The following is a 21,712-nucleotide window of genomic DNA, read 5'->3' on the forward strand; positions in this document are numbered from 1 at the left end:
ATGACCTGCGCTTTCGGGCGGTCAAGATTCACAACAGGGCGGCGATACGTGATCTGCCAATTGCCCCACACCTGGTCGAACGCGGGCGTTCAGCGGCGAGTCGACCTATCCACTGTGGAGGTCGGTTGCCGCGTCGACGGTGCGGGTGGCCCGGGTCGCGTCTGCGGGTGTCCACGAAACGAGACCGGCCCCCGTGCCCGCCGGCCCCGCTGGCAGCGGCGACGGCGGGCACGGGGGCCGGTCGGTCAGCGCACCCGGACGAACACCGGGTTCGAGTAGAACCACAGGTCGCTCCACGGGCTCTCCAGCCCGTCGGCGAGCGGCTCGGCCTCGTCGGTGCTGGTGCCGCGTACCCGCAGGTAGCTGTCGGTGTCGACGTTGCGCAGGGTGTGCCGGATGACGTGATCGGCGCCCTGCTGCCGCCAGTCGCCGGGGCCGAACCGGGCGACCACCGAGGTGGTGGGATTGGTGTCGGCGTCCCGGTCGGCGCTCGGGCCGGTGATCTGACCGACGATCAGGTCCACCCGCCGGACCTGCGGGCGGTCCCCGTTGGCGTTCGTCCCGGCCGGCGGCCGGAACCGGATCTCGACGTCGACGTCGGTGCGGTTACGGCGGCTGACCGTGATGGTCTCGCCCATCTCGGCCGAGCGCCCCTGGCTGCTGGCGGTGACGTCGAGCCGGGTGATCAGGTCACCGGTGGTGACGAAGATCCGTCCGTGGCGCAGCCCGTCCATGATGTCGCGGTACTCCTGGCGGGCCAGCACGTAGGTCTTGCTGTACTCACCAGGCCAGAAGTCCGCGCCGCCGCGCGACCAGTGCACGTGCGAGTCGGAGGTGGCGGTGATCCACCAGTGCCGTCCCTCACCGAGCAGCGCGTCCCACAGCCCGCCGACCCGGGCGGTCGCCTGGTCGTAGCCGCCGTAGGTGGGGTGGTTGCCGTACCCGCCGCGGGCGCCCCCGTTGAGCGGGGCCGCCTGGTGCCCCGGGGCGCCCTCGAAGCCGACGTACACGTCCGGTGCCGCGTCGTTGCCGTTGCGGAACTCGTGCGGGAGGTCCTGCCCGTAGACCCCGAGCCCGGTCGCCGACCGGGAGGTGTGGTGCGCGATCACCAGCGGCTTGTGCGGCATGTTCCGGGCCACCTTGAGGAACTCCACCATCTTGGCCTCGGTGTCCCGGCCGGGGTCGGCCGGGAACGGGTCCCGCTTGGCGAACCGGCTCTCCAGCTCGAAGAGCTGCTTCGCCTCGTCGGCGTGCCGCGGGATCATCAGGGTGTGGTGGTCCATCGCCGGGGCGTCGAACTCCATCCCCCAGAACTGCAACACCTCGGGCACCAGCCGGCGGGACCGCAGCAGATCGGGGTACGCCTGCTCCAGGTTCACCTTGGAGTGCGTGGGCCCGCCGTGGTCGGTGCACATCGCCCAGGTCAGCCCGAAGTTCTTCGCCATGATCGCGTTGGTGACGATCGGGTAGACCGCGTCGGCGCCCTTGCGGAACGTCGGCGGGTTCGTCGAGGTGTCGAAGTCGCCGCTGTACTCGGAGTGGATGTGGTGGTCGCCGGCCCGCCAGCTCCGGTTGTCGGGCCGCGCTGAGCCGGCCTTCGTCTGATCCTGCCGGTCCGGGTCGGCCTGGGCCGCCTCGACGCCCACGAACGGGCCGGTGGCGGCGAGCGTCGCGCCGACGCCCGCGTACTTCACCAGTTGGCGACGCGACAGCTGACCGCCTGTGGCGTCCTCGGATTCCCTGTCCTGCACTGCGGAGCCCTCCGCTCGATCCGGTGGTGACCGTGTCGATCACGAAGCCTGCGAGAGGCTGGTGAACAGCCGTTGCACGGTGGCCGGGACCGGCATGAACGCCGCCCGGCCAGCGGAGGTCCCGTCCCCGGCCGCGCGTCGGGTGGAGGTCCCCGTCGCGCAGCGCGACGGGGACCTCCACCCGAGGTCAAGGCAGGTCGGCGACGGCCGGCGGGCATCGGGCGGAGCGTGGATGTGCCGTGGCCCCGCCGGGGTGACCGGCGGGGCCCGACCTGATGGTCATCCGGATCGTGACGGACGACCAGGGTGTGGGGGTGCCGCCCGGCTTCGGTGCCCGGGGCGGCCGGGACGGGTCAGTTGCAGGTGGTCCCGTTGAGCGTGAAGGGTGCCGGGGTGGTGGGAGCGCCGCTGGCGGTGAAGCCGAAGCTGACCGCCCCGTTGGTCGGGATGTTGGCGTTCTGGCTCTCGTTGGCCACCGTGACGGCCGCGCCGGTCTGTTGGAAGACGCCGTTCCAGTGGCCCTGGATCAGCTGGCTGCCGGGGAAGGTCCAGCCGAGCGACCAGCCGTTGACCGTCGGACCGTCGTTGTAGACGGTGATGCTGGCGTTGAAGCCGGTGCCCCAGGAGTTGGTCACCACGTACGACACCCGGCAGGTGCTCGTGAGGGTGGTCGCCGGCCGGATGTCGCCGTAGTCGTCCCGGGCGGTGGCGAAGTCCTGGAAGCCGAAGCCGGGACCGGCCGACCGGGTGGTGGTGCCGGCCGCGAGGACGGTGCCGTTGGCGTTGACCGAGTAGACCGGCCCACCACTGTCGCCGCCCCGGGCCGACTCCGCGCCGTCGAGCTGGGTGGCCTCGACCAGGTCCTCGATGTCGTCGTAGTGGAAGTCGACCCGCAGGTTGCAGACCGGTCCGCCGATCTCACCGGCCGAGGTGTATCCCGACTGGCAGAGCAGTTGGCCGGGGAAGACCTCGGTCCACCCGGTCACCTGGGCGCGTACCTCGTCGTTCTGCCCACCGACATAGATGTGGCTGCCCGGCGAGGAGGTGGAGACCAGCATGGTGTCGTGGTCGTCGTTGCTGGCGACCGAGTAGCCGATCAGCGTGCCGGTGTTGGTGTTCGTGTTCCAGCCGACGTGCCAGGCCTGCCCGATGGGACCGCAGTGTTCCGCGGTGAGCAGGTAGCCCACGTTGGTGCTGTGGTTGCGGACGCCGAAGCCGGCGGTGCAGGCGTAGGTGGTCAGGCCGATGCCGATCCCGCCGTCGTACGGCGCGGAGTCGTTGTACCGGGACCGCTCGACCATCCGTTCGCGCACCACCGTCCGGGTGGTGACTCCGGTCGCCGGCAGCTTCGGCTGCTTCGCGCCGGCCTTCGGGTCGACCGCGACCTCGATCCCGGAGCCGTCGGTCCGCAGCCGGACGGCGTGGGCGGCGTCGTTCGGGTCGGCCTCGACGACGGGGGCGAGCTTCGCCGCCGCCTTCTTCAACTCGCTGCGGGTGTAGGTCGCCCCGACGACCTCGACCGGTGCGGTACGGCGAGCGGTCGTCACCGCCGCCGCGACGTCACCGGGCAGGGTGCCCTTCCACCAGAGGGTGACGTGGTCGTCCACCAGCCCGATACCGGCGTAGCCGCGCGGCGCACCGGCATCGACGGCGGTGCGGACGACGTTGGCGGCGTCGACGAGCGGGGCCTGGGCGAGCATCCGGTCCCGCGTCTGCGCCGGGATCAGGTCGAGAATGGAGCGGCCGTTCTCGGGCGTCGGCGTCGTCGCCGACGGTGCGAACGGCTGGCTGGGCGCGGCGTGTGAGGGCGCCGCCAGCGGACCGACCACCACCGTGGCACCGAGCAGCACGCCGGCGACCACCACGCGGTAGGTCACATTCCGGGTTTGCGTCATGGCTGTGAGTCAAGTGATCCCGGGGCGCCGAGAACAGGCAGAAGCATCGGCAAGAATCCGGCGGGACCGTCGGCGATGCTCCTGCCTGCCGCCCGCCTGTCTTCCGGCGGGCATGGGACATCTCACACGACCCGGATCGGGACGTGCGTCGACCGCCGATGGCGTGCCGGGAAGCAGGCCCCGGCTCCGATCGACCTCATCGGAGGCGACCCCGTTGCGGGCCGACGAGCAGGGCGGCGACCGCCTGCGCGGTGGCCGGGTGCTCAGCCAGCAGCGCCGGCACCGCCACCCCCACCGGGCCGGCGGGCGGCGTCGACCAGTCGCCGTCGCAGCCGAGCAGCGCGGCGACCGCGTCGACCGCCACCGGATGCCCGGCGAGCAGGGTGTGCACCTGCCCCACCGGCCCGGCCCGGTGCGTCGTCGGCGCGGGTGCGGGCGCCGGCCCCAGCCAGGGCGGCACCCAGGCATCCAACTCGGGCAACGTCCCCGGGAAGGTACGCGCGGCCTCACGGACCAGCAACGGGACCAGCTCCGGGCCGTGTTCCCGCAACGTGGTGATCAGAGTGGGCAGCCAGGGCAGCAGCACCGGGTCGGGCAGCCGGGCGAAGGCGGTGGACATCGTCTCCACCACGAACGGCGCGAGCCCCGGCACCGGTTCCAGCGCGTGCACGAAACCGGAGAGGTAGCGCGGGAAGGCCGGCACCACCAGCGGGTTGGCCAACAGTTGCCCGCAGCGCTCCCGCAGCTCGGCCAACGGCAGCAGGCCGAGCTGGTGTCGGGCCGCCCAGACCAGGGCGACCTTCGCCGGTGTCTCCGGATGCGACTGGGCCACCGCGAGCTCGAGCTGGGACCGGTCGCAGCCCAGGGAGAGCGCCAGGCTCTCCATGCTGAACAGGAAGCCCAGCATCGCCCCGACCTGCCGGACCCCGGTTTCCTCCTCGACGAACGCGGTCGGCAGCAGGGTGCAGTAGTGCGCGTAACCGGTCGTCACGAACGCCTCGCACCAGGCCGGCAGGGTCGGCGCGGTGGCCCGGTGGTGGGCCAGCAACCGGCGGATCCGCCGCAGCACCTCGGGGGCGTCGTCCACGGTGCGCTCGGTGGCCAGCAGCTCCACCGCCCGGGTGCCCAGCTCGTCGACCAACCGGGGGCTGTTCAGCAGCCGGATGGCGTCCTCCACGGCGGCGAGGGCACCGGCGGCGGTCGCGTCCGGGCCCCGGACCGATCGGCGCAGCCGCTGCTCCAGCACCTGTTCGACGGTCACCCCCTCGTAGCCCAGCTCGATCAGCGCCCGCTGGTGGCGGCCCAACGCGAGGTCCCAGCTCTCCTGGATCGACCGGTGCCCCAACCGGCGTTCACCCATGATCGGGCGGACCGCGTCGGCCGGGAGCAGGTGCCGCAGCATCCACAGCAGATCCGAGCAGCCGGTCAGCCCGGGATTGGCGTGCAGGTCCAGCAGGGCCCGCCCGATGGTGCGTTTCTCCAGGTCCAGCCCGAGCGGTTGGAGCCGGTCGAGCACGTCGCGGGCAAGCGGCGGCAGGGCGTCGTAGCCGACCTGCCCGATCCGGTCCCCGCCGAGCAGGATCTCGCAGAGCCGCCGCACGTCCCGTCGACCCGGTACGACGTCCTTCTCGATGCAGGTCACCGCCGCGTCGGCGAAGTCGTACGGGGTCGGGCGGGCCCGGTTGCGCAATCCGGCCAGCAGGATCGAGGTTTCGAACACCGCGATCGCGTCGGCGGTGCTGGCCAGGTAGCCGTTGCGTCGGGCCAACCGGACGATGTCCACGCACCAGCCGCGCAGCTCCGCCTCGTCCAGCCCGTCCAGGTGCGGGGGCGCGGCGAGGAACCCGGTGAGCCGGTCGGCGACCGACCCGGCCGGCGCGGCGACCGGCACCGTTGCCTTGCGTCGGCCCCGGGTCTTCCCGCCCCGTTGGCCGTCGAGCCGGTAGGGCGTCAGGCCCGACCCGCCCACCGCCTTGGTCCAGGTGGCGGCGGCGATCGACACCGAACCCGGTGCCAGGCCGAACTGCGCCTCGATGGCCGAGTGGCTCGACGGGATCAGCCCGTACCGCCAGCGGGTGCCGGTGCGGGGGGTGATCTCGAAGTCCGGGGCGGGGGAGTCCAGGCCGAACTGTGCGACCCGGCTGGCGGCGTGGAACGCGCCGCACACGTAGAGACAGTCCGCCGGATCGGCCCCGGACGCGGCGAGGTGCTCCCGCATCCGGGTCCACATGTAACGTTCCCGGTCCTCGTCACGGTCGGTACGGTCCGACCCGGCGGGTCGCAGCCGCCGGAACAGGCTGCCGATCAGCACCATAACCTGCCGGTAGGTGTCGTGGTCGGCGTCGGCGAGGGGCCGCTCGACGTACTGGTCCCACCACTCCGACCAGTGCCGCACCTTGCCGTGGTGCAGCAGGTACGCCTCCAGCTCGGCGAACCGGGGCCGCAGGTCGCCGATCTCCACGCCGACCGCGTCGCCGTGCAGCGCCGCCTGCTCACCCGCGCCCCCGGTCGACGCGGTGGCCGCCGCCGGTGCGGTGTCGTCCCCGGCCGGCGGGGCGTCGTCGCGGGGGGACCACTGGAAGACGTGGTCGGTGGACCGGTCCACCAGCACCAGCTCCACCCCCGGCGTCTCCAATGCGTACGCGATCGCCTGGTACTCGGCGGACGCCTCGGTGACCGGCGCGACCACACTGAGCGGCCCCCACTCGGCGGGGAAGCCGTCCAGCTCGGAGGCGAACGCCTGCACCGCCACCGGTAACCGGCAGTTGCGCAACTCGTCCAGGAGGGGCTGGAGATCCTCGCAGAGTTCCAGGTAGATCACCTTGGGCTGCTTGTGCCGCAGCCGGCGTACCATCGCCAGCGCCGAGGCCGGCGAGTGGTGACAGACCGGGAAGATCTCCAACCGCTCACCCAGCGCCCGGTCGACGTCGTCGACGATGCCGGCGAGGATGCCGGCCAGCGCGTCGGCGGAGCCGGCGAAGGTGGCCGCCGCATCGGTGAGCTGCTCCCGCAGCGCCCCGAACGGCCCGGCGACCACGCCACCCCCGGCGGCGGGGCCCGGGTCCTCGGCACCGCCCGCGCGGTGCGGATCGACCGGGGCGGTGCCGGTGGCGGTGTCGGCGGTCATGACAGCGAGGCGATCGCCTGGCGACCGCCGTCGAGGAAGCCCGCCCAGCCGGCGCTGTCCTGCTTGGCCCGGGGCTCCACCACCCCGTGCAGGTACTTGTTGAGGATCGCCAGGTCCTCCGGGCTGCGCCGGGCCAGCGACCCCATCAGCGACCCGGCCAGCGTCTCCGCCCGCAGGGTACGGTCGCCGAAGAACTGGCTGTGCAGGATGGCGTCCTCCAGCACGCCGATCTGCTCGGCGGTGGACAGCGCCGACTCCAGCTTCTCGTCGTCGCTGGTCGCCGACGCGGCGGCGGCCCGCAGGTCGGCGAAGCTCTGCAGCAGGATGTCCAGCAGGGTGGGCGGCACGTCCAACTCGATGCGGTGCCGCCGCAGCAGCTCCTCGGTGCGGAACCGGACGATCTCCGCCTCGCTGCGCTTGTTGGTGACCACCGGGATCCGGACGAAGTTGAACCGCCGCTTCAACGCCGACGACAGGTCGTTGACGCCCCGGTCCCGACTGTTCGCGGTGGCGATGATGGAGAATCCGGGCTGGGCGAAGACGATGTTGTCGTCGTTCAGCTCGGGGATGGAGACGTACTTCTCCGACAGGATGGAGATCAGCGCGTCCTGCACGTCGCTGGTGGACCGGGTCAGCTCCTCGAAGCGGCCCACCACGCCCTGCTCCATCGCCGTCATGATCGGTGACGGGATCATCGACTCGCGGGACTGGCCCTTGGCGATCACCATCGAGACGTTCCACGAGTATTTGATGTGGTCCTCGGTGGTGCCGGCGGTGCCCTGCACCACCAGGGTGGAGTTGCGGCAGATCGCGGCGGACAGCAACTCGGCCAGCCAGCTCTTGCCGGTGCCGGGGTCGCCGATGAGCAGCAGGCCCCGGTCCGACGCCAGGGTCACGATGCTGCGTTCGACGAAACTGCGGTCGCCGAACCACTTCTGCGGGATCTCCCGCTCCAGCCCGTCGGCCCGTTCCGAGCCGAGGACGAACAGCCGGACCATGCGCGGGCTCAGCCGCCAGGAGAACGGCTTCGGGCCGGTGTCGACCGACTCCAGGTAGTCGAGTTCCTCGGCGTACTTGACCTCGGCGGGGGCACGCAACATCTCGGACATCAGGGGTGTCTCTCCTAAGTGAGGAAGCTCTTGAGCTCGAAGACGAGTTTGCGGATGTGGCCGGAGAGGACCGGGGTGCCCAGGTCCTTGAGGCGCTGCCGGAACCAGGGGTTGACGCTCTGCTGGCCGGAGCTGCTTACCGAGCCGACCGGGATGAACCGCACCCCGGAGCGGTGCACCGCCTCGATGCCGTCGAACAGCGGCTGGGAGCGGTCGAACTCGTAGAAGTCCGAGATCCACACCAGCACCGTGTTGCGCGGCTCGACGATCTTCGGGCGGGCCATCGCCATCGCCACCGGCCCGTCGTTGCCGCCGCCGAGCTTGGTCCGCAGCAGCACCTCGAACGGGTCGTGCACCCACGGGGTCAGGTCCAACGCCCTGGTGTCGTACGCGATCAGGTGCACGTCCACCTTGGGCAGGCCGGCGAAGATCGAGGCCAGGATGGTGCAGTTGACCATCGAGTCGACCATCGAGCCGGACTGGTCCACCACCACGATCAGCCGCGACGGGGTGGTCTTGCGGGCGGTCTGCCGGTAGTAGAGCCGGTCGACGTAGAGGCGTTCGTCCTCCGGGCTCCAGTTGGTGAGGTTCTGCCAGATGGTGCGGTCGAGGTCGAGGTTGCGGTACACCCGCTTCGGCGGCACCGACCTGTCGATCGTGCCGACACTTGTCTGCTCGACCTGGGTCCGCAGCACCTCGGCGACCTCGTCGACGAACCGCCGGATCAGCGCCTTGGCGTTGGCCAGCGCCACCCCGGACAGATTCGCCTTGTCCCGCAGCAGCTGCTCGATCAGCGACATGCTGGGGGTGAGCTGGCTGGCCAGTTTCGGGTCGGCCAGCACCTCCCGCAGGTGCATCCGGCGGACCAGGTCGCCCTCCAGGCCGGCGAGGGTGCCGCCCAGCCCGGTGCCACCCTGCCGACGCAGCTCACCCGGGGGGCAGCCGAGCGCCTGCTCGAACCAGCCGGCGTCGGCCTGCCAACGGGCCAGTTGACCGGCGCTGACCGGCCCTGACCCGGTGCCGAAGACGTTGAGCAGCAGCTTCGACACCAGCGCCGCCCGGCGTACCTCGGTCGTGCCGGGCCGGTGCGTCCCGATGTCGCCGTCGTCCGGGTGACCGCCCCCGGTCGTGGCGTCATCTTCGCTGGTAGCGCCACCCGCCTCCAGCACCTCGCCGGCCGGCGTGCCCGCCGTGCTCTCGCCGTCGCCACCGGCGACGCGGTCGGCGGCGTGGTCGGCGCTCCCGGCGGGGTCGGGGGCGAGCAGGCCGCGCAGTTCGTCGGCGAGCGCGGGAAAGCGCTGCACGACGGTGTCCATCGAGACGGTCGGGTCCAGCAGGGCCGCGGGCAGGCCGAGGTCGTCGACCACGGCCACGCTCGCCGATTCCAGGGTGGGCTGCTCGTCGGGGTCGAAGAGCCGGCCCAGCAGCCGCCAGTAGAGCACCTGCCGACGGTTGGCGGCGGCCAGATCACCGGGGATCACGGCGTCGTGAGGGGGTGCGGTGTCCCCGGTCGGAGTGGGTTCGGTCATCGGCGCAGCAACCGTCCCGCGCGCTCGCGCAGCACGGCCACGGCGTCGCCCGCCCTGGCCTCGGCCTTCGCGACCTTCGGGTCGGTCACCCCGTCGGCCCAGTCGCCGTTGTGTGCCTCCACCGGCCGGCGTTTGACCGTGGCCCGCACCGCCAGTGGCTGCACCAGCCACCGCCCGTCGTCCCAGCGCAGCAGGCCCAGGCAGGCCGACGAGGCGGCGACCAGCGCGGGAGTGAGTGGGCCACCCGCCGGCAACCGGTCGACGGTGACCGCGAGGCGATGCCCGTCGAGGTCGAGGGTCGTTCCGTCGTCGTGCACGGTGTAGCCCTCCAGCAGCACCGGCTCGGCGATCGCCGCCGGGTGCCGGTCCAGCGGCGGGGTGGCCGTCGCCGTCGCCGAGCCGAGCAGCACCCGGGCGGTGGCGAACGGGTCGGCGGGCTCGCCCGCCTGCGCCCGGCCGTCGACCCAGTGCAGGTCGCCGCCGTGCACCGGCAGGTCGGTGACGGTCAGCGTCCGCCGCTGCGCGATCGCAGTGAGCAGGACGGGGTACGCCGACAACAGCCGCCAGACCGCCGGCCCACCGATCGTGGCGACCTTGGCCGCGCCCACCGTCACCCGGACCAGCCGGGGCGTCGGGGCGTCGGCCGGTTCGAGGATCGCGTGCAGTTGCACCTGGACGGCGGTTTCGTGCTCATGGACGTCGACCCCGAGCGGCAACAGCCGACCGGTCACCTGTTCGGTTTCCGCCACGGTGGCCGGGGCCGGCCAGTCCTGGGCGAGCAGCATGCTCCGGGACCACAGGTCCGCCCAGCGGCGTACCGGCACCTGCGGCATGGTGGCCACCGGCAGCCCGGCCCGTAGCTCGGCGGCGAACCCGTCGAGCAGTACCGCGAGCCGGCGCGACCCCGGCTCGGCCAGCGCCGCCTCGACCGGCGTCCCGACGGCGGAGAGGAGTTCGTGGTCGACGCCGCGCCACCCGGCGAGGGCCGCCTCGTGCAGCCAGGACCGGGCGGCGGCACGGGCGGGGGAACCGTCGACCGGCCCGCCGGCCGGCGACGTCCACGCCGCCCGGTCCCGCCCGAGGGCGGTGTCACACCGGTCGAGCAGGGCGTCGTGGGTCGCCCCGAGCAGCGCGGCCCGTGCTCCGGCCAGCGCGGCCAGATGTTCCTGGCCGACCGAACCTGCGATCACCTTGCCCACCGCCTCGGCCACCCGCTCGCCCAACGGCGTGCCGGCCACCGCGCCGGCCAGTGCCGTCAACGCGGCGGCGTCCTGTTCGCCGACCCGGGCGAAGCCACCCAGCAGGGCCTCGTCGAAGCCGGCGACCACGTCGTCGGCGTCGGCCAGCCCGGTGGGGGCGTCGTCGTGCAGCTGCGCCAGCTGTGCGCCCCGCATCAGCGACCCGCCCCGGTGGACGGGAACCAGTGCAGCTCGGGCAGCGCGGTGGTGCTGGCCGGGAGTTCGAGGTAGGCCAGGTGGCGCAGGAACCGGCTGAACACCACAGCGGCCGGGGTCGGCTCGTGCCGGGCGTCGAGCCGGGACAGCAGCTCGACGCCGGTCTGCGTCCCGTCGCCGGCGTCCACCCGCAGGTAGCGGGCGACCCGGTCGACGCCGTACTGGAGCACGGCCTCGTCGGCGAGGGCCTCCAGGTGCTTGCAGGGCGCGCCGCGTAGCCCACCGCAGGGCCGGTTGTTGTTGGTGCTGCAATGGTAGGCGTGGGTGCCGGCGGTCACCGACGAGACGTAGACCCGTTCGATGTCGGACCCGCTGGACACCACCCCCTGCAACCGTCCGTCGGCCAGCTCGACGAAGGGCACCTTGGCCAGCTTGCGGGGCCGGGCAGGCGGCACCACCACCAGCACGCTCCGCCGCCGGGCGGCCCCGTCAGGGTCCGTCACCACACGTCCTCCCACCCGCCGTGACACCGGCGTCGACCAGGGTTGATGGCGCGCGCCGGCCGGGGCCGGCGACGCCGTGACCACAAGATCATGGCCCACGGGTACGACAGTTCCGCACTGCCCTTCCCGTTCGGTCCGACACAGGAACCGTCCGGAGGGATGGGGGTATCGACCGTCTCAACTACGAGCCGAACGACAGGTGCTCCCCACCGGTCGTTCGTCGCTTCCTCAGCCTCGGACACGCGGCGTTCGTTCGTACGGGTCACCGGATCACCCGGTCGGGGCGGGGCGCGATGACCCCCAGGAGCGGCAGGGCGATGAGCAGGGTGACCGCGACCAGGAGGCCGCTGACCCATACCGGACCGAGGTCGCCAGCATCGGCACTGAGGGTCGCTGCGGCAACGACGGGGCCGCCAGCAGCACCGACGTTGAGCGCCGCGGTGGCATACGACCCTCCCATGGTGGGGGCGCCCGCTGCCTCGTAGAGCACCCGGGCGATCAGGGTGGCACCCAACGCGAAGGAGAGCGTGCCCTGCGTGACCGCGAGGAGGAGAAGGGCCGCAGGCTGGGTAGCCAGGGCCCCCAACGCGATCCAGCCGAGCAGTAGCAACGGACCACCGACTGCGATCACGATCGCGGGATGCCTGTCGGAGAGTCGTCCCGCGACGGTGACGCCGACGAAGGACCCCGTGCCGAAGAGCACCAGCACGGCCGGAACCCAGAGCTCGCCCAGGCCGGCGGTGTCGGTCACGATCGGTGCCAGGAAGGTGAACGTGGCGAAGGTGGCGGCGTTGACCAGGGCACCGAGCAGCATGACCAGGAGCAGCCTGGGCATCGTGAGCTGGGCGATCTCGTCGCGAAGCGACGAGGTCGCCGCAATCCCCGCAGGGGTCCTCCCGGCCCGGGCTGGGATGCCCTTCACGACGCCGAGGGCAGCGGGAACGCAGAGCAGGGCAATCGCCCAGAAGGTCGAACGCCAGCTGAGCAACGTGCCGAGCAGCGCACCGCCTGGCACTCCCGCGATGGTGGCCACCGTCGTGCCGGAGAGCAGCACCGCCAGTGCGCGCCCCTTCTGGTCAGGTGCGACGAGCGTGGCCGCCGTGCTCAGTGCCACGGCGAGGAAGCCGGCGTTGGCCAGGGCGGCGATCACCCGGGTGACGAGCAGGATCAGGAAACTCGTGGTCAGCGCGCCCACGACGTGGACCACGGCGAACACCAGCACGAAACCCAGCAGGCTGGCCCTGGCGGGCCACCGGCGCGCAAGCCCCGCCATCAGCGGCGCGCCGACGACCATCCCGACAGCGAACGCCGACGTCAGAAGCCCGGCGGCGCCGACCGACACGTGGAGGCTGGTGGCGATGTCCGGCACCAGGCCGGCGAGCATGAACTCCGAGGTGCCCATGGCGAAGACCGCCACAGCAAGCAGGTAGAGCGGCAGATGCATCGAGAACTCCGAGGTGAGAGAACGAGAGGGAGACGTCTCGTCACCGCGGCCAGCGCCCATGAGGTGTGCGCAGACCTCCCACGCAGCAGCAGAACTGCGGGGAGGCGAACTAGGAACTCAGCGGTTCAGGGGGCTGACGGCGTGACCGAAAGCCCCCACCTTGGATGCCTCAGGGCTCGACATGTCACAAACACTACTCAAGCCGTTGACGTCCGCGACGGGCGGCGTCACAGCGCCCACCGACATCGACCAGTTGCTCCAGTGGGTTTTCCGGGGAGGCCGGTTGGTAGCGTGCGGGGTCGGCGGTGGCCAACACCTCGACGATCTGCCGATAGGTCTCGATGTCGCCGGGACCTCGGATGACCAACGGGATCTGCCGGTACCGGAACGTCACCGGCCCGCTGTGGGGGTGGAGACGCGCCGGCCTACGAGTCCTGCTCGGAGGTGTCGGCGACGAAGACCCCGATGCCCATGCGGCCGACCAGTTCGCCAAGCTCGATCATGGAGTCCAGCGCTCGCCGTACCGTCATGTGACTGGTTTCGTACTCGGCGGCGAGCAGGCGGGTGGCGGGAAGCTTGCTTCCCGGCGGGTAGATGCCGGCCCGGATCTTCGCGCGGAGATCATCTCTGATCTGACGCCAGAGCGGCTGGGCGTACGGCATGCGGTCAGCAAATCAGCCGACGAGGTCCAAAAGTAAAGCATCCCCATCCTATCTTTACAGGCTTTACAGGTCTGTTAGCCTTCGGCCAGAGAGCCGGACGGAAGGGGAGGGTCATGGGTCGGCGGTGGAAGTGGTTCTTGAGGGTGGGGCGGGCGGCTGTTGACCTGGTGGGGAGGGTCGTGCCGGAGGGGGTTGGGTCGGGGTGTTCGCGGTCGTCGGGTGGGCTGGTGGGCGTACCCGATGGGTCTGCGGCCCGGTGGTGTGGCGGTGTGGTGCGGTCCGGGCGGGGCGTGCGGCGGGTGGGGGTGACGCGGAACCAGCGGGCGGGGCGTTACGCGCTGCTGCTGCCGTCGGGTGGGTGCCGTGGGCGGCGGGGGAGCGGGTCGGGCGAGGGGCGGCGGGCCGATGGTTGACGGCGGGTCGTCGGTGCCGCGTCGGCACCTCGGGCGGGTGCTGGGGCAGTTGCGGGTCGAGGCGGGGATGACGGTGGACGGCGCGGCGGAGGCGTTGCAGTTCAGCCGGCGGAAGTTGTGGCAGATCGAGGCGGGCCGGTCCGCCGTGAGCCGTAGTGACGTGCGGGTGATGTGCGGGCGTTACGCCGCGCGGCCCGAGTTGACCGGCGTGTTGGTCGCCCTGGCCGGGGAGACGCGGGCGAGGGGTTGGTGGCATGCCTATGGGGATCCGCTGCCCCGCTGGTGCGAGCCGTACGTCAGCCTGGCCGGCGACGCCTGTCGGCTTCGCGAGCACGCCGACGGGATGATTCCCGTGCTGTTGCAGACCCGCGACTATGCGACGGCCGTGTGTCGGCAACGGCCGGATCTCACGGTGGGGGACCGGGACCGCCTGGTCGAGGTGCGGTTGCGGCGGCAGGGTGTGTTGCGGCGGCGGCTGCCGGCGGCACCCCGGTTGGAGGTGGTGCTCGCTGAGGGCGTGCTGCTGCGTGCCGTCAGCGACCCGGCGGTGATGGTCGCGCAGTTGCGGCACCTGGTCGAGGCGAGCCGGTTGCCGCAGGTGTCGCTGCGGGTGGTGCCGCTCGCCGTCGGGGTGCACCGGGCCCTTCTCGCGGGCCCGTTCCTGCTGCTCGACTTTCCGCCGGTCAACCGGGTCGAACCGGACCCGCCGGTGGTCTACCGGGAGTTGTTGACCGGGGCGCTGTATCTCGACCGGGTGTCGGAGGTGGCCGCGTATGAGGAGGCCTGGGCCGGTCTGGACGCGGTGGCCCTGGACCACGACGAGTCCCGCCGGCTGATCGAGAAGATCAGCGCCGAGGTCCACCAACCGGATGTCTGACCGCCCGCAGGCCCGTCGCCGTACCGGCATCGATACCGATCGTAGGATTGTCAGATGGTGCGGGTGGCTGTGGCGACCGATGCGGGGCATCCCGGCCGGGCCAACGAGGATTTCGCCGGTGCCGTCGCCGCCGGTCTGGTGCTCGTCGACGGTGCCGGTGGCATCGCCGACGCCGCCCAGGTCTGCCACCACGGCGTGGCCTGGTACGCCACCCGTCTCGGTGGTGCCCTGCTGGGCGCTCTGTCCCTGGGGCGGAGCCTGCGCGACGTGCTGGCCGAGGGCATCGAGCGGATCACCGACGAGCACCGCGACACCTGCGACGTCGCCCACCCGATCAGTCCGTACGCCGCGGTGGCGATGCTCCGGTTCGCCGGCGGGCGCGTCGAGCATCTGGTCCTCGGTGACGCGGTGGCGGTCCTCGGCCGGGTGGGCGGCGAGCCGTTCGTGGCCCACGATCCGCGTGAGGTGGTGATCGCCCGCTCCTTCGAGCGGCGGTTGCGGGGCGTACCCCCGGGCAGTGACAGGTACCGGCGGCTGCTGGGCGAGTTGCGGGCGCACCGGAACAGCCCGGGCGGCTTCTGGGTGGCCAAGGACGACCCCCGGGTGGTGGACGAGGCGGTCACCGGCAGCTGCCCGGCCGCCGAGGTGACCGTGGCGGCACTGCTCAGCAACGGCGCGAGCAGGCTGGTGGACACCCTCGGGCTGACCGACTGGGCGGGACTGCTGGACCTGCTGGCGTCCGCCGGCCCCGACGAGGTCATCCGCCGGGTCAGGCAGGCCGAGGCGCGCGACGGCATCGCCGCCGACGACGCGACGGTCATCTGCCGCAGCTGAGTCAGCCCCACGGCGGCAGGTGCCGGCGGGGGAAGCCTGGTGGTGCTGTCGACCGCGACCGTGTTAGGCCCCGCCGCCCACCGGTTGCCGGCCGGGCGGCAGGGCCTCGGCCCGGGGCTAGCGCAGATGCCTGGCGAAGAACCTGGCCGCGTCCTCCCCGGCGAACTGCGGGACACCGGTGTGCCCGCCCATGTTGGCGTGCAGCGTCTTCTCCCGGGAGCCGAAGGCGTCGAAGAGGTCCAGGGCCGCCTTCCGGTCGTTCCCCTCGTCATCCCACTGCAGCAGGACGTGCAGCGGGATGGTGACCCGTCGGGCTTCCTCGAACATGGTGCGGGGCACGAGGCTCCCGGCGAAGAGGCCGGCGGCCACGATGCGCGGCTCGACCACCGCGAGCCGGATGCCGACGGAGATCACTCCCCCCGAGTATCCGACCGGGCTGCCGATCCCGGGCAGTGACAGGAGGGCGTCCAGGGCGGCCCGCCACTCCGGGACGGCCCTGTCGACGAGCGGGAGGACGAGGGCGTCGACGATCTCGTCGCTGACCGGCTCCCCGGCCTCCACAGCCCGGCGCAGGTCGGCGCGGGCCCGCTCGGCGGCGGCCCACCGGGGCCGTTCACCGCTGCCGGGAAGCTCGATGGTGGCCGCGGCGAAGCCGTCCGCTACGGCGTGCCGGGCCCGCGCCACCAGACGGGGGTGCATCCTGCGCAGTCCGAGCGGGGGGTGGCCGAGCAGGATCAGCGGGGCGGGTACGGATGCGGATGCGGGCGTCCACAGGATGCCGGGGATCTCGCCGAGGGTGAACTCGCGCTCGAGGACGCCGTCGTCGAGGCGTTGCTCAGCAGTGAATCGCATGGTCGTGCCTTTCGGGAGTGCTCGTGGAACGGCGCTCCCGGACGACCTACCGCCCGACCGTGACCCCGGAGGGGAGCACCCATGTCGACATGTTCACGGGTACCACCTCCTCGGTCTCTCGCACGGCCTCCGGAAAGCTAGCAGCGGCCGGGGTGGTCCGCCAGCCGTTTTCTCCGCACCGGCTCCGCGGCCCGCCCGGGATGTCTGCGATGCTTCTCCCATGCCTGCCTTTCCGCCCACCTTCGCCGAACAGGTCGTCGCCCAACCAGCCCAGGCCCAGTTCGAGGCGTTCCTCGACGAGCACCGCGACGCGCTCAACGGCTGCCTGGACGGGCTGACGGAGGAACAGGCACGTCGTTCGCTGGTGGCCTCCCAGACCACGCTGCTGGGCCTGGTGAAGCACGTGACCTTCGTGGAGAGGGTCTGGTTCGACGAGGCCGTCACCTGCCGCTCGCGCGCCGAGCTCGGCCTCCCGGAGCGGTCGGAGGACTCGTTCGTCCTCGACGACCACGACACGATCGCCACCGTCCGGCAGGCCCACCGTGAGGCCTGCGCGGCAGCACGCCGGGCGACGGCGTCGTTGGGCCTCGACGACATCCTGCGCGGGAACCGGCGGGGTCCGCTTCCGCTGCGGTGGGTGTACCTCCACGTGCTACGTGAGCTCGCCCAGCACTGCGGGCACGCAGACATCCTGCGCGAGCAGCTCCTCCACGGGTAGCACGCCGCCTGGCCCGGAGATCTGGCCGCTGTGGCCAAGCCCTACCCCCGTGAGTTCCGCGATGACGTCGTGCGGGTGGCCCGTGACCGTGACCCGGGCGTGACCGTCGAGCAGATCGCGAAGGACTTCGGAGTCCACCCGATGACGCTGTTCAAGTGGCTGCGCCAGGCTGACGTTGACGCGGGAGTCAAGCCGGGTGTCAGTGGCGGCGAGTCAGCCGAGCTGCGCGAGGCCCGCAAGCGGATCAAGCTCCTCGAACAGGAGTACGAGGTCCTGCGTCGGGCCGCGGCCTATCTGTCGCAGGCGAACCTGCCGGAAAAGGCTCTACCCGCTCGTGAGCGAGCTGGCCGCCGACGGGATCCCCGTCGCGGTGACGTGCCGGGTGTTGAAGATCGCTCGCCAGCCTTATTGCCGGTGGCTCGCTCGGCCGGTGGGTGACGCCGAACTCGTTACCGCTTACCGCGCGAACGCTCTGGTGGTCGGCGCGGGCGGATCGTCCCGTATCGCACGGTGGTCAGCGGCGGCCGGCGGCCAAGGCGACGAGGTACTGTCCGCCGCCGGCGTCGACGCTCGCGGTCACCGGTAGTCCGGGCACCAGTCGAGAGAACCGGTCGACCAGCCAGTCGGCCGCCTCCTGGGCGTCCTTCCTGCTCGGGCAGCGGGCGACCAGTTCCCGGCCGCCCTTGCGTTCGAGCCGTTCGGCGACGGCGATCAGCGGCGCGGGCTCCACCACGTGCAGGCGGTCCGGCCAGGCGATGACCACCTTGACCGCGCCCTTGCGGGTGTTGCAGGCGCGGTGCGCGAGTCGCTCGACGACCTTGGCCTTCCGGTCGGCGGTACGGCTGTCGACGCTGGGGCCCCGGGGGTCGTTGACCGACCTGTCGGCGTCGACCGGCTCGTCGCACACCCAGCATCGCCAGTTGTCACGCCGCGCGACGTCGTCGAGAAGACTCATCCCTGAAACCTAGCCGGTCGGTCCGTCGCGCGACGACGGCCCCGCCTTGGCTGACCCCCAGGGGGCACCGAGCCGCAGTGAGCCGAGTCGAGCCGAACAGATACGGTTGCTGGAGCGGTTGCCGATACCCACAACCGCCAACCGCTCCGGCGGCACCCGGGCCCGGGAATTGACCGTGCCCACCGGAACACCGAGACGATCGGTCACCGTGTTGGGCGAGTCGCCGTGCGACCCGGCCACCGCCACCAGCTGCCGCTCGTCGGCCAGCCGGTCGGGGACCTGCGCCGGGTGCACCACGGGGATGCCAGCGGCACGCGCCGCTCGAACCTCCAGCACGTTGGGCTCGCTCGCCGGGCTCGGACTGCCCATCCTGATGCTGGACATGGCGACCGCTGCCTTGATCCGCGCGTCGGGGAACGCGGTGAGCAGCGCGTTGGTGGTCATGCCGCCCATGGAGTAGCCGGACACGCCGATGTTGGCCGTGTCGATGTGGCCGGCCAACGGGTCGGTGCCGGTGTTCAGGGCGAGTGTCCGGGTGATGGCTTCGGAGACGTCCCGGGGCAGCTCGCCGTTGTAGGTGTCACCGACGCTGGCCTTGGTGAAGACGGGGGCCGGGACGATGAGGCCGGCTGCGGCCATCGGTCGGATGTGTGCCAGGGCGCCCTGTGGGCTGGCGCCACTGCCGTGGGTGTACTGGCAGACGGGGAAGACGCCCGGGGCGACCGGTGCGTTGGTGGTGGGGCCGCTGCCGGACGGACCGGTGGAGGGGTAGTACACGAAGGTGGTCACCTGACGGTTGCCGCGCGTCCAGTTGTACTGGCGTACGCCCACCGCGAACGGGGTGGCCGGTGCGGTCCGTAGCGGGCCGATGGTGTCGGCCTGTGCCTGCCAGGGGCCGAGCAGGGGTGCCGCGCCCATGCTTGCCGCGCCGGCAGCGCTCAGCCGCAGAAAGTTCGGTCTTCGCATGAGTGTCACTCCAGTCCTGTGAGAAGTCGTCACTGTGGGATCGGCGTACCCGGGCGGGCCGGCGTGCCGGGAAGCTGATGCCGACGCGGAAGGCGGTGGGACGCCGCTGCCGGGCTGCCGCCACGTCCGGCCCGTGGGCGCGGACGTGGCGGCGTGGGCCAGCGTCCCGAATCGTCGTCGCGGCGGGTTTGCCGGCCCTGCCTCGATCTCAGCGGATGCTCCATCGCTGGTTCGACCCGCCGGCGCAGGTCCACAGGATCACCCGGGTGCCGTTGGCGGTCCCGCCCGACTCGGCGTCCAGGCACAGGCCGGACTGGGTGCCGCTGATCGTGCCGTTGGTGTTGACGTTCCACAGTTGGTTGGTGCCGCCGGTGCAGTCCCAGATGATGGCTCTCGTGCCGGGGGACGTGCCACCGCCCTCAGCGTCCAGGCACTTGTTGCCGTACACCCGCAGTTGTCCCGCGCCGGTGCGTTCCCATCGCTGGTGGGATCCGCCGTTGCAGTCCCAGAGCGCCACCGCGGTGCCGTTCGCCTGGGAGGCGTTGGTCACGTCCACGCAGCGGCCGGAGGCGGTACCGACGATCGCACCGGCCGTCGAGGGTGGCGACGTGGGCGGCGGGGTGGTCGGGGTGTCAAGACCGAAGAAGTGGATGGTGTCGTCCGCGAGGATTTGCAGGTTGTGCGGTTGGCCGGTCTCCTGGATCGCTTCGACGCCATTGCCGTAGCGGGTGCGGACCCAGCCGGAGCGGGGCTGGTTCTGTTCCGTGGATGTCGGCGTCTGGCTGACGCCGAGCACGTTGGTCCACTGCTTGATCTCTTCGCCGAAGTTGGGGAAGCGCAGGGTGTCGTCGTTGGTGCCGTGCCACAGTTGCATCCGTGGCCGGGCGCCGGAGTAGCCGGGATATGCGGCCCGCACGACGTCACCCCACTGCTGGGCCGACCGGATGATCTGTCCGTTGGCGCAGGCGCTGTTCCACGAACTGGGGCCGGCGAAACACCCGAACGGCACGCCGGCGTAGGCCGATCCCGCACGGAACACGTCCGGGTAGGCGCCGAGCAGCACATTGGTCATCATGCCGCCGGACGAGTGACCCGTCACGAAGATGCGCCCCGGATCCGCGGCGTACCGTTGTTGGACATAGTTCACCATCGACACGATGCCGAGGGAGTCGCCGCCACCGTTGTGGCTCAGCGACGCGGTCGAGTGGACGTCCCAGCACCCGTCAGTGCTGGGGGCCGACGGATAGATGACGATGAAGCCGTACCGGTCGGCCAGCGATGCGTAGCTGGTGCCGCCGTAGAAGTCCTGTGCGGTGCCGTGACACCAGTGCACCCCCACCACGACTGCCGGATTGGGTTTGACGCTCGTCGGGACGTACAGGAACATCCGCGCCCCGCTCGGATTGGTGCCGAAGTTGGTGATCTCCTGGAGCGAGGCGGCAGCTGCGGGCGGTGCCAGCGTCAGCGCGCCGAGGACGACTGCGATGATGCTCGCGGCCCCGACGGCGATCATGGAACGGAGCCGGTTCGCGGTTCGCTGGCGGCTCATCAGTGATCCGCCTGGCTGCCCCGGACCACGCAGGACCGGTTGTTCTCCCAGCCCCAGCCGTCACCGTCCGGGTCGCTGGCGGCGCTGGCGCAGTACGGGTACCCGTTCGGCGCGGTGGCACTGGGAGTCGGCGTGCCGCTGTCCGCGCGGCCACCCCGGACCACGCAGGACCGGTTGTTCTCCCAGCCCCAGCCGTCACCGTCCGGGTCGCTGGCGGCGCTGGCGCAGTACGGGAAGCCGTTCGGCGCGGTCGGCGGCGGGGAGGTCGGGGTGGAGGTTCCCAGCAGCGGGGTCAACGCCGGGAAGAACTTCGCCTCGATCTTACGAATGCCGGTGGTGTCGTTCGGGTGCACGCCGTCGACGGTGTCCTGCGCCGGATTGAAGCCGGTGTACTGGTCCACCACCCGGACGGGGGACCTGCTGGTGCTGTTGGTCGCGGCCCACCCGGGAATGCCGGCGTTCAAGCTCTGCACGTTGGCGTTGCAGTTGCCGCACCCTGCGGGGGCCATCGGCAGGATCTGTGCGACGAGCACCTTGACGTCCGGGTTGTTGGCCCGCATCTGCGCCAGCAACTTCGAGTACGCGCCCAGGATGGCCGCAGTTCCCTTGTTGCTCCAGACGTCGTTGGTGCCGAGCATCATCACGACGACGTTCGGTCTGGTGGCGGACAGCCACCCGGGAAGGAGATTGCCGTCGGCGATTCCTGTCGCGAGGAAGCCGCCGTGGCCCTCGTTGTCGACGTCGAAGGTGCCGGAGCAGTACGGGTTCCGCAACGTTCCGACAAAGTCCACGTTGGGGTATCCGGAGGACTGGAGGTGTTGCCAGAGCAGCGACCGCCAACAGCCGTTCGAACCGGTGATCGAGTCACCGAGGAGCATGACCCGGGTGGATGCCGCCGCGCTCGCCGACGGCTGAACGAGGAGGTACGGGGCCAGGATCGCCAGGAAGGCGACGAGGGCGAAACACCACTTTTTCGTCACAGCAGCTCTCCTTGAGGATCGTTTTCGCCGCGTCCAGCGCACGGTCGACGGGGGCCTGACCGGCCCTCTCCGGCGTCGACCACGGCCAGGGCGGTCCGGGTACGGACATGACTGATCGTCTGATCGGGTGGCGCGGGCGTCCGGTGCCTCAGCC

18 protein-coding genes and 2 pseudogenes are annotated in these 21,712 nt (G+C 71.6%); 4 read left to right on the plus strand and 16 right to left on the minus strand.

The window, feature by feature from the left end; genetic code table 11:
- Window positions 1–245: 245 nt before the first annotated feature.
- The 11 genes and pseudogenes from OHQ87_RS08760 to OHQ87_RS08810 form a co-directional block, all read right to left on the minus strand.
- A complete protein-coding gene (locus OHQ87_RS08760) occupies window positions 246–1,751 on the minus strand; it encodes a phosphoesterase (RefSeq protein WP_328346711.1) in 1,506 nt (501 codons plus the stop codon).
- A gap of 353 nt (window positions 1,752–2,104) precedes the next feature.
- Window positions 2,105–3,646 (minus strand): cellulose binding domain-containing protein, encoded by a 1,542-nt coding sequence (locus OHQ87_RS08765; protein ID WP_328346712.1) that lies wholly within the window; start codon window positions 3,644–3,646, stop codon window positions 2,105–2,107.
- A 196-nt stretch (window positions 3,647–3,842) separates the two neighbouring features.
- Window positions 3,843–6,773: a DUF5682 family protein gene (locus tag OHQ87_RS08770; protein ID WP_328346713.1), complete on the minus strand. Its 2,931-nt coding sequence runs from the start codon at window positions 6,771–6,773 to the stop codon at window positions 3,843–3,845.
- Window positions 6,770–7,882: an ATP-binding protein gene (locus OHQ87_RS08775; protein WP_328346714.1), complete on the minus strand. Its 1,113-nt coding sequence runs from the start codon at window positions 7,880–7,882 to the stop codon at window positions 6,770–6,772. The genes OHQ87_RS08770 and OHQ87_RS08775 overlap by 4 nt, the downstream gene beginning before the upstream one ends.
- 14 nt (window positions 7,883–7,896) lie before the next feature.
- A pseudogene (locus tag OHQ87_RS08780) lies at window positions 7,897–8,973 on the minus strand (VWA domain-containing protein); the annotation flags it as partial.
- A 135-nt stretch (window positions 8,974–9,108) separates the two neighbouring features.
- A pseudogene (locus tag OHQ87_RS08785) lies at window positions 9,109–9,411 on the minus strand (hypothetical protein); the annotation flags it as partial.
- A complete protein-coding gene (locus OHQ87_RS08790; RefSeq protein ID WP_328346715.1) occupies window positions 9,408–10,805 on the minus strand; it encodes a hypothetical protein in 1,398 nt (465 codons plus the stop codon). The gene OHQ87_RS08790 and the pseudogene OHQ87_RS08785, both read right to left, overlap by 4 nt.
- Window positions 10,805–11,272 (minus strand): hypothetical protein, encoded by a 468-nt coding sequence (locus OHQ87_RS08795; protein ID WP_328348780.1) that lies wholly within the window; start codon window positions 11,270–11,272, stop codon window positions 10,805–10,807. Before OHQ87_RS08795 ends, OHQ87_RS08790 begins: the two co-directional genes overlap by 1 nt.
- Before the next feature lie 298 nt (window positions 11,273–11,570).
- The gene (locus OHQ87_RS08800; RefSeq protein WP_328346716.1) at window positions 11,571–12,752 is read right to left on the minus strand and encodes a Cmx/CmrA family chloramphenicol efflux MFS transporter; all 1,182 of its coding nucleotides are present in this window, start codon (window positions 12,750–12,752) and stop codon (window positions 11,571–11,573) included.
- A gap of 193 nt (window positions 12,753–12,945) precedes the next feature.
- Window positions 12,946–13,146, minus strand: coding sequence for a hypothetical protein (locus OHQ87_RS08805; protein WP_328346717.1), 201 nt, complete (start codon window positions 13,144–13,146; stop codon window positions 12,946–12,948).
- 31 nt (window positions 13,147–13,177) lie between these two features.
- Entirely contained in the window at window positions 13,178–13,414 is a 237-nt protein-coding gene (locus OHQ87_RS08810) for a GntR family transcriptional regulator (protein ID WP_328346719.1), read from the minus strand.
- Window positions 13,415–13,819: 405 nt separating this feature from the next.
- Between OHQ87_RS08810 and OHQ87_RS08815 the strand changes: the two genes are divergently transcribed.
- Together OHQ87_RS08815 and OHQ87_RS08820 are read left to right on the plus strand one after the other, a co-directional pair.
- Window positions 13,820–14,704 carry a helix-turn-helix domain-containing protein gene (locus OHQ87_RS08815; protein WP_328346721.1) on the plus strand — a complete coding sequence of 295 codons (885 nt, stop codon included), beginning with the start codon at window positions 13,820–13,822 and terminating at the stop codon, window positions 14,702–14,704.
- A gap of 54 nt (window positions 14,705–14,758) precedes the next feature.
- Complete coding sequence (locus tag OHQ87_RS08820; RefSeq protein WP_328346723.1) at window positions 14,759–15,538, plus strand: hypothetical protein; 780 nt, start codon at window positions 14,759–14,761, stop codon at window positions 15,536–15,538.
- A gap of 117 nt (window positions 15,539–15,655) precedes the next feature.
- On the opposite strand, the gene OHQ87_RS08825 is transcribed toward OHQ87_RS08820, so the two are convergent.
- Complete coding sequence (locus tag OHQ87_RS08825) at window positions 15,656–16,390, minus strand: alpha/beta hydrolase (protein ID WP_328346725.1); 735 nt, start codon at window positions 16,388–16,390, stop codon at window positions 15,656–15,658.
- Window positions 16,391–16,610: 220 nt separating this feature from the next.
- On the opposite strand from OHQ87_RS08825, the gene OHQ87_RS08830 reads away from it, so the two are divergent.
- Both OHQ87_RS08830 and OHQ87_RS08835 read left to right on the plus strand, forming a co-directional pair.
- The gene (locus OHQ87_RS08830; protein ID WP_328346727.1) at window positions 16,611–17,108 is read left to right on the plus strand and encodes a DinB family protein; all 498 of its coding nucleotides are present in this window, start codon (window positions 16,611–16,613) and stop codon (window positions 17,106–17,108) included.
- Window positions 17,109–17,138: 30 nt separating this feature from the next.
- Complete coding sequence (locus OHQ87_RS08835) at window positions 17,139–17,546, plus strand: transposase (protein WP_328346729.1); 408 nt, start codon at window positions 17,139–17,141, stop codon at window positions 17,544–17,546.
- A 76-nt stretch (window positions 17,547–17,622) separates the two neighbouring features.
- On the opposite strand, the gene OHQ87_RS08840 is transcribed toward OHQ87_RS08835, so the two are convergent.
- The 4 genes from OHQ87_RS08840 to OHQ87_RS08855 all read right to left on the minus strand — a co-directional run bounded on the left by OHQ87_RS08840 (window position 17,623) and on the right by OHQ87_RS08855 (window position 21,558).
- Window positions 17,623–18,063 carry a hypothetical protein gene (locus OHQ87_RS08840; RefSeq protein WP_328346731.1) on the minus strand — a complete coding sequence of 147 codons (441 nt, stop codon included), beginning with the start codon at window positions 18,061–18,063 and terminating at the stop codon, window positions 17,623–17,625.
- A gap of 9 nt (window positions 18,064–18,072) precedes the next feature.
- A complete protein-coding gene (locus OHQ87_RS08845; RefSeq protein WP_328346733.1) occupies window positions 18,073–19,029 on the minus strand; it encodes a hypothetical protein in 957 nt (318 codons plus the stop codon).
- 208 nt (window positions 19,030–19,237) lie between these two features.
- On the minus strand, window positions 19,238–20,578 hold the full coding sequence (locus OHQ87_RS08850) for an extracellular catalytic domain type 1 short-chain-length polyhydroxyalkanoate depolymerase (protein WP_328346735.1): 1,341 nt from the start codon (window positions 20,576–20,578) through the stop codon (window positions 19,238–19,240).
- A complete protein-coding gene (locus OHQ87_RS08855; protein WP_328346737.1) occupies window positions 20,578–21,558 on the minus strand; it encodes a carbohydrate-binding domain-containing protein in 981 nt (326 codons plus the stop codon). Before OHQ87_RS08855 ends, OHQ87_RS08850 begins: the two co-directional genes overlap by 1 nt.
- Window positions 21,559–21,712: the final 154 nt, after the last annotated feature.

The organism is Micromonospora sp. NBC_00421 (assembly GCF_036017915.1).
Lineage (GTDB): Bacteria > Actinomycetota > Actinomycetes > Mycobacteriales > Micromonosporaceae > Micromonospora.

Bases quoted from the DNA above. Each gene is read 5' to 3' on its own strand.
- OHQ87_RS08765 (WP_328346712.1), bottom strand. From the start codon at position 3,646: ATGACGCAAACCCGGAATGTGACCTACCGCGTGGTGGTCGCCGGCGTG.
- OHQ87_RS08770 (WP_328346713.1), bottom strand. From the start codon at position 6,773: ATGACCGCCGACACCGCCACCGGCACCGCCCCGGTCGATCCGCACCGC.
- OHQ87_RS08775 (WP_328346714.1), bottom strand. From the start codon at position 7,882: ATGTCCGAGATGTTGCGTGCCCCCGCCGAGGTCAAGTACGCCGAGGAA.
- OHQ87_RS08790 (WP_328346715.1), bottom strand. From the start codon at position 10,805: ATGCGGGGCGCACAGCTGGCGCAGCTGCACGACGACGCCCCCACCGGG.
- OHQ87_RS08800 (WP_328346716.1), bottom strand. From the start codon at position 12,752: ATGCATCTGCCGCTCTACCTGCTTGCTGTGGCGGTCTTCGCCATGGGC.
- OHQ87_RS08810 (WP_328346719.1), bottom strand. From the start codon at position 13,414: ATGCCGTACGCCCAGCCGCTCTGGCGTCAGATCAGAGATGATCTCCGC.
- OHQ87_RS08815 (WP_328346721.1), top strand. From the start codon at position 13,820: ATGGTTGACGGCGGGTCGTCGGTGCCGCGTCGGCACCTCGGGCGGGTG.
- OHQ87_RS08820 (WP_328346723.1), top strand. From the start codon at position 14,759: ATGGTGCGGGTGGCTGTGGCGACCGATGCGGGGCATCCCGGCCGGGCC.
- OHQ87_RS08825 (WP_328346725.1), bottom strand. From the start codon at position 16,390: ATGCGATTCACTGCTGAGCAACGCCTCGACGACGGCGTCCTCGAGCGC.
- OHQ87_RS08830 (WP_328346727.1), top strand. From the start codon at position 16,611: ATGCCTGCCTTTCCGCCCACCTTCGCCGAACAGGTCGTCGCCCAACCA.
- OHQ87_RS08840 (WP_328346731.1), bottom strand. From the start codon at position 18,063: ATGAGTCTTCTCGACGACGTCGCGCGGCGTGACAACTGGCGATGCTGG.
- OHQ87_RS08845 (WP_328346733.1), bottom strand. From the start codon at position 19,029: ATGCGAAGACCGAACTTTCTGCGGCTGAGCGCTGCCGGCGCGGCAAGC.
- OHQ87_RS08850 (WP_328346735.1), bottom strand. From the start codon at position 20,578: ATGAGCCGCCAGCGAACCGCGAACCGGCTCCGTTCCATGATCGCCGTC.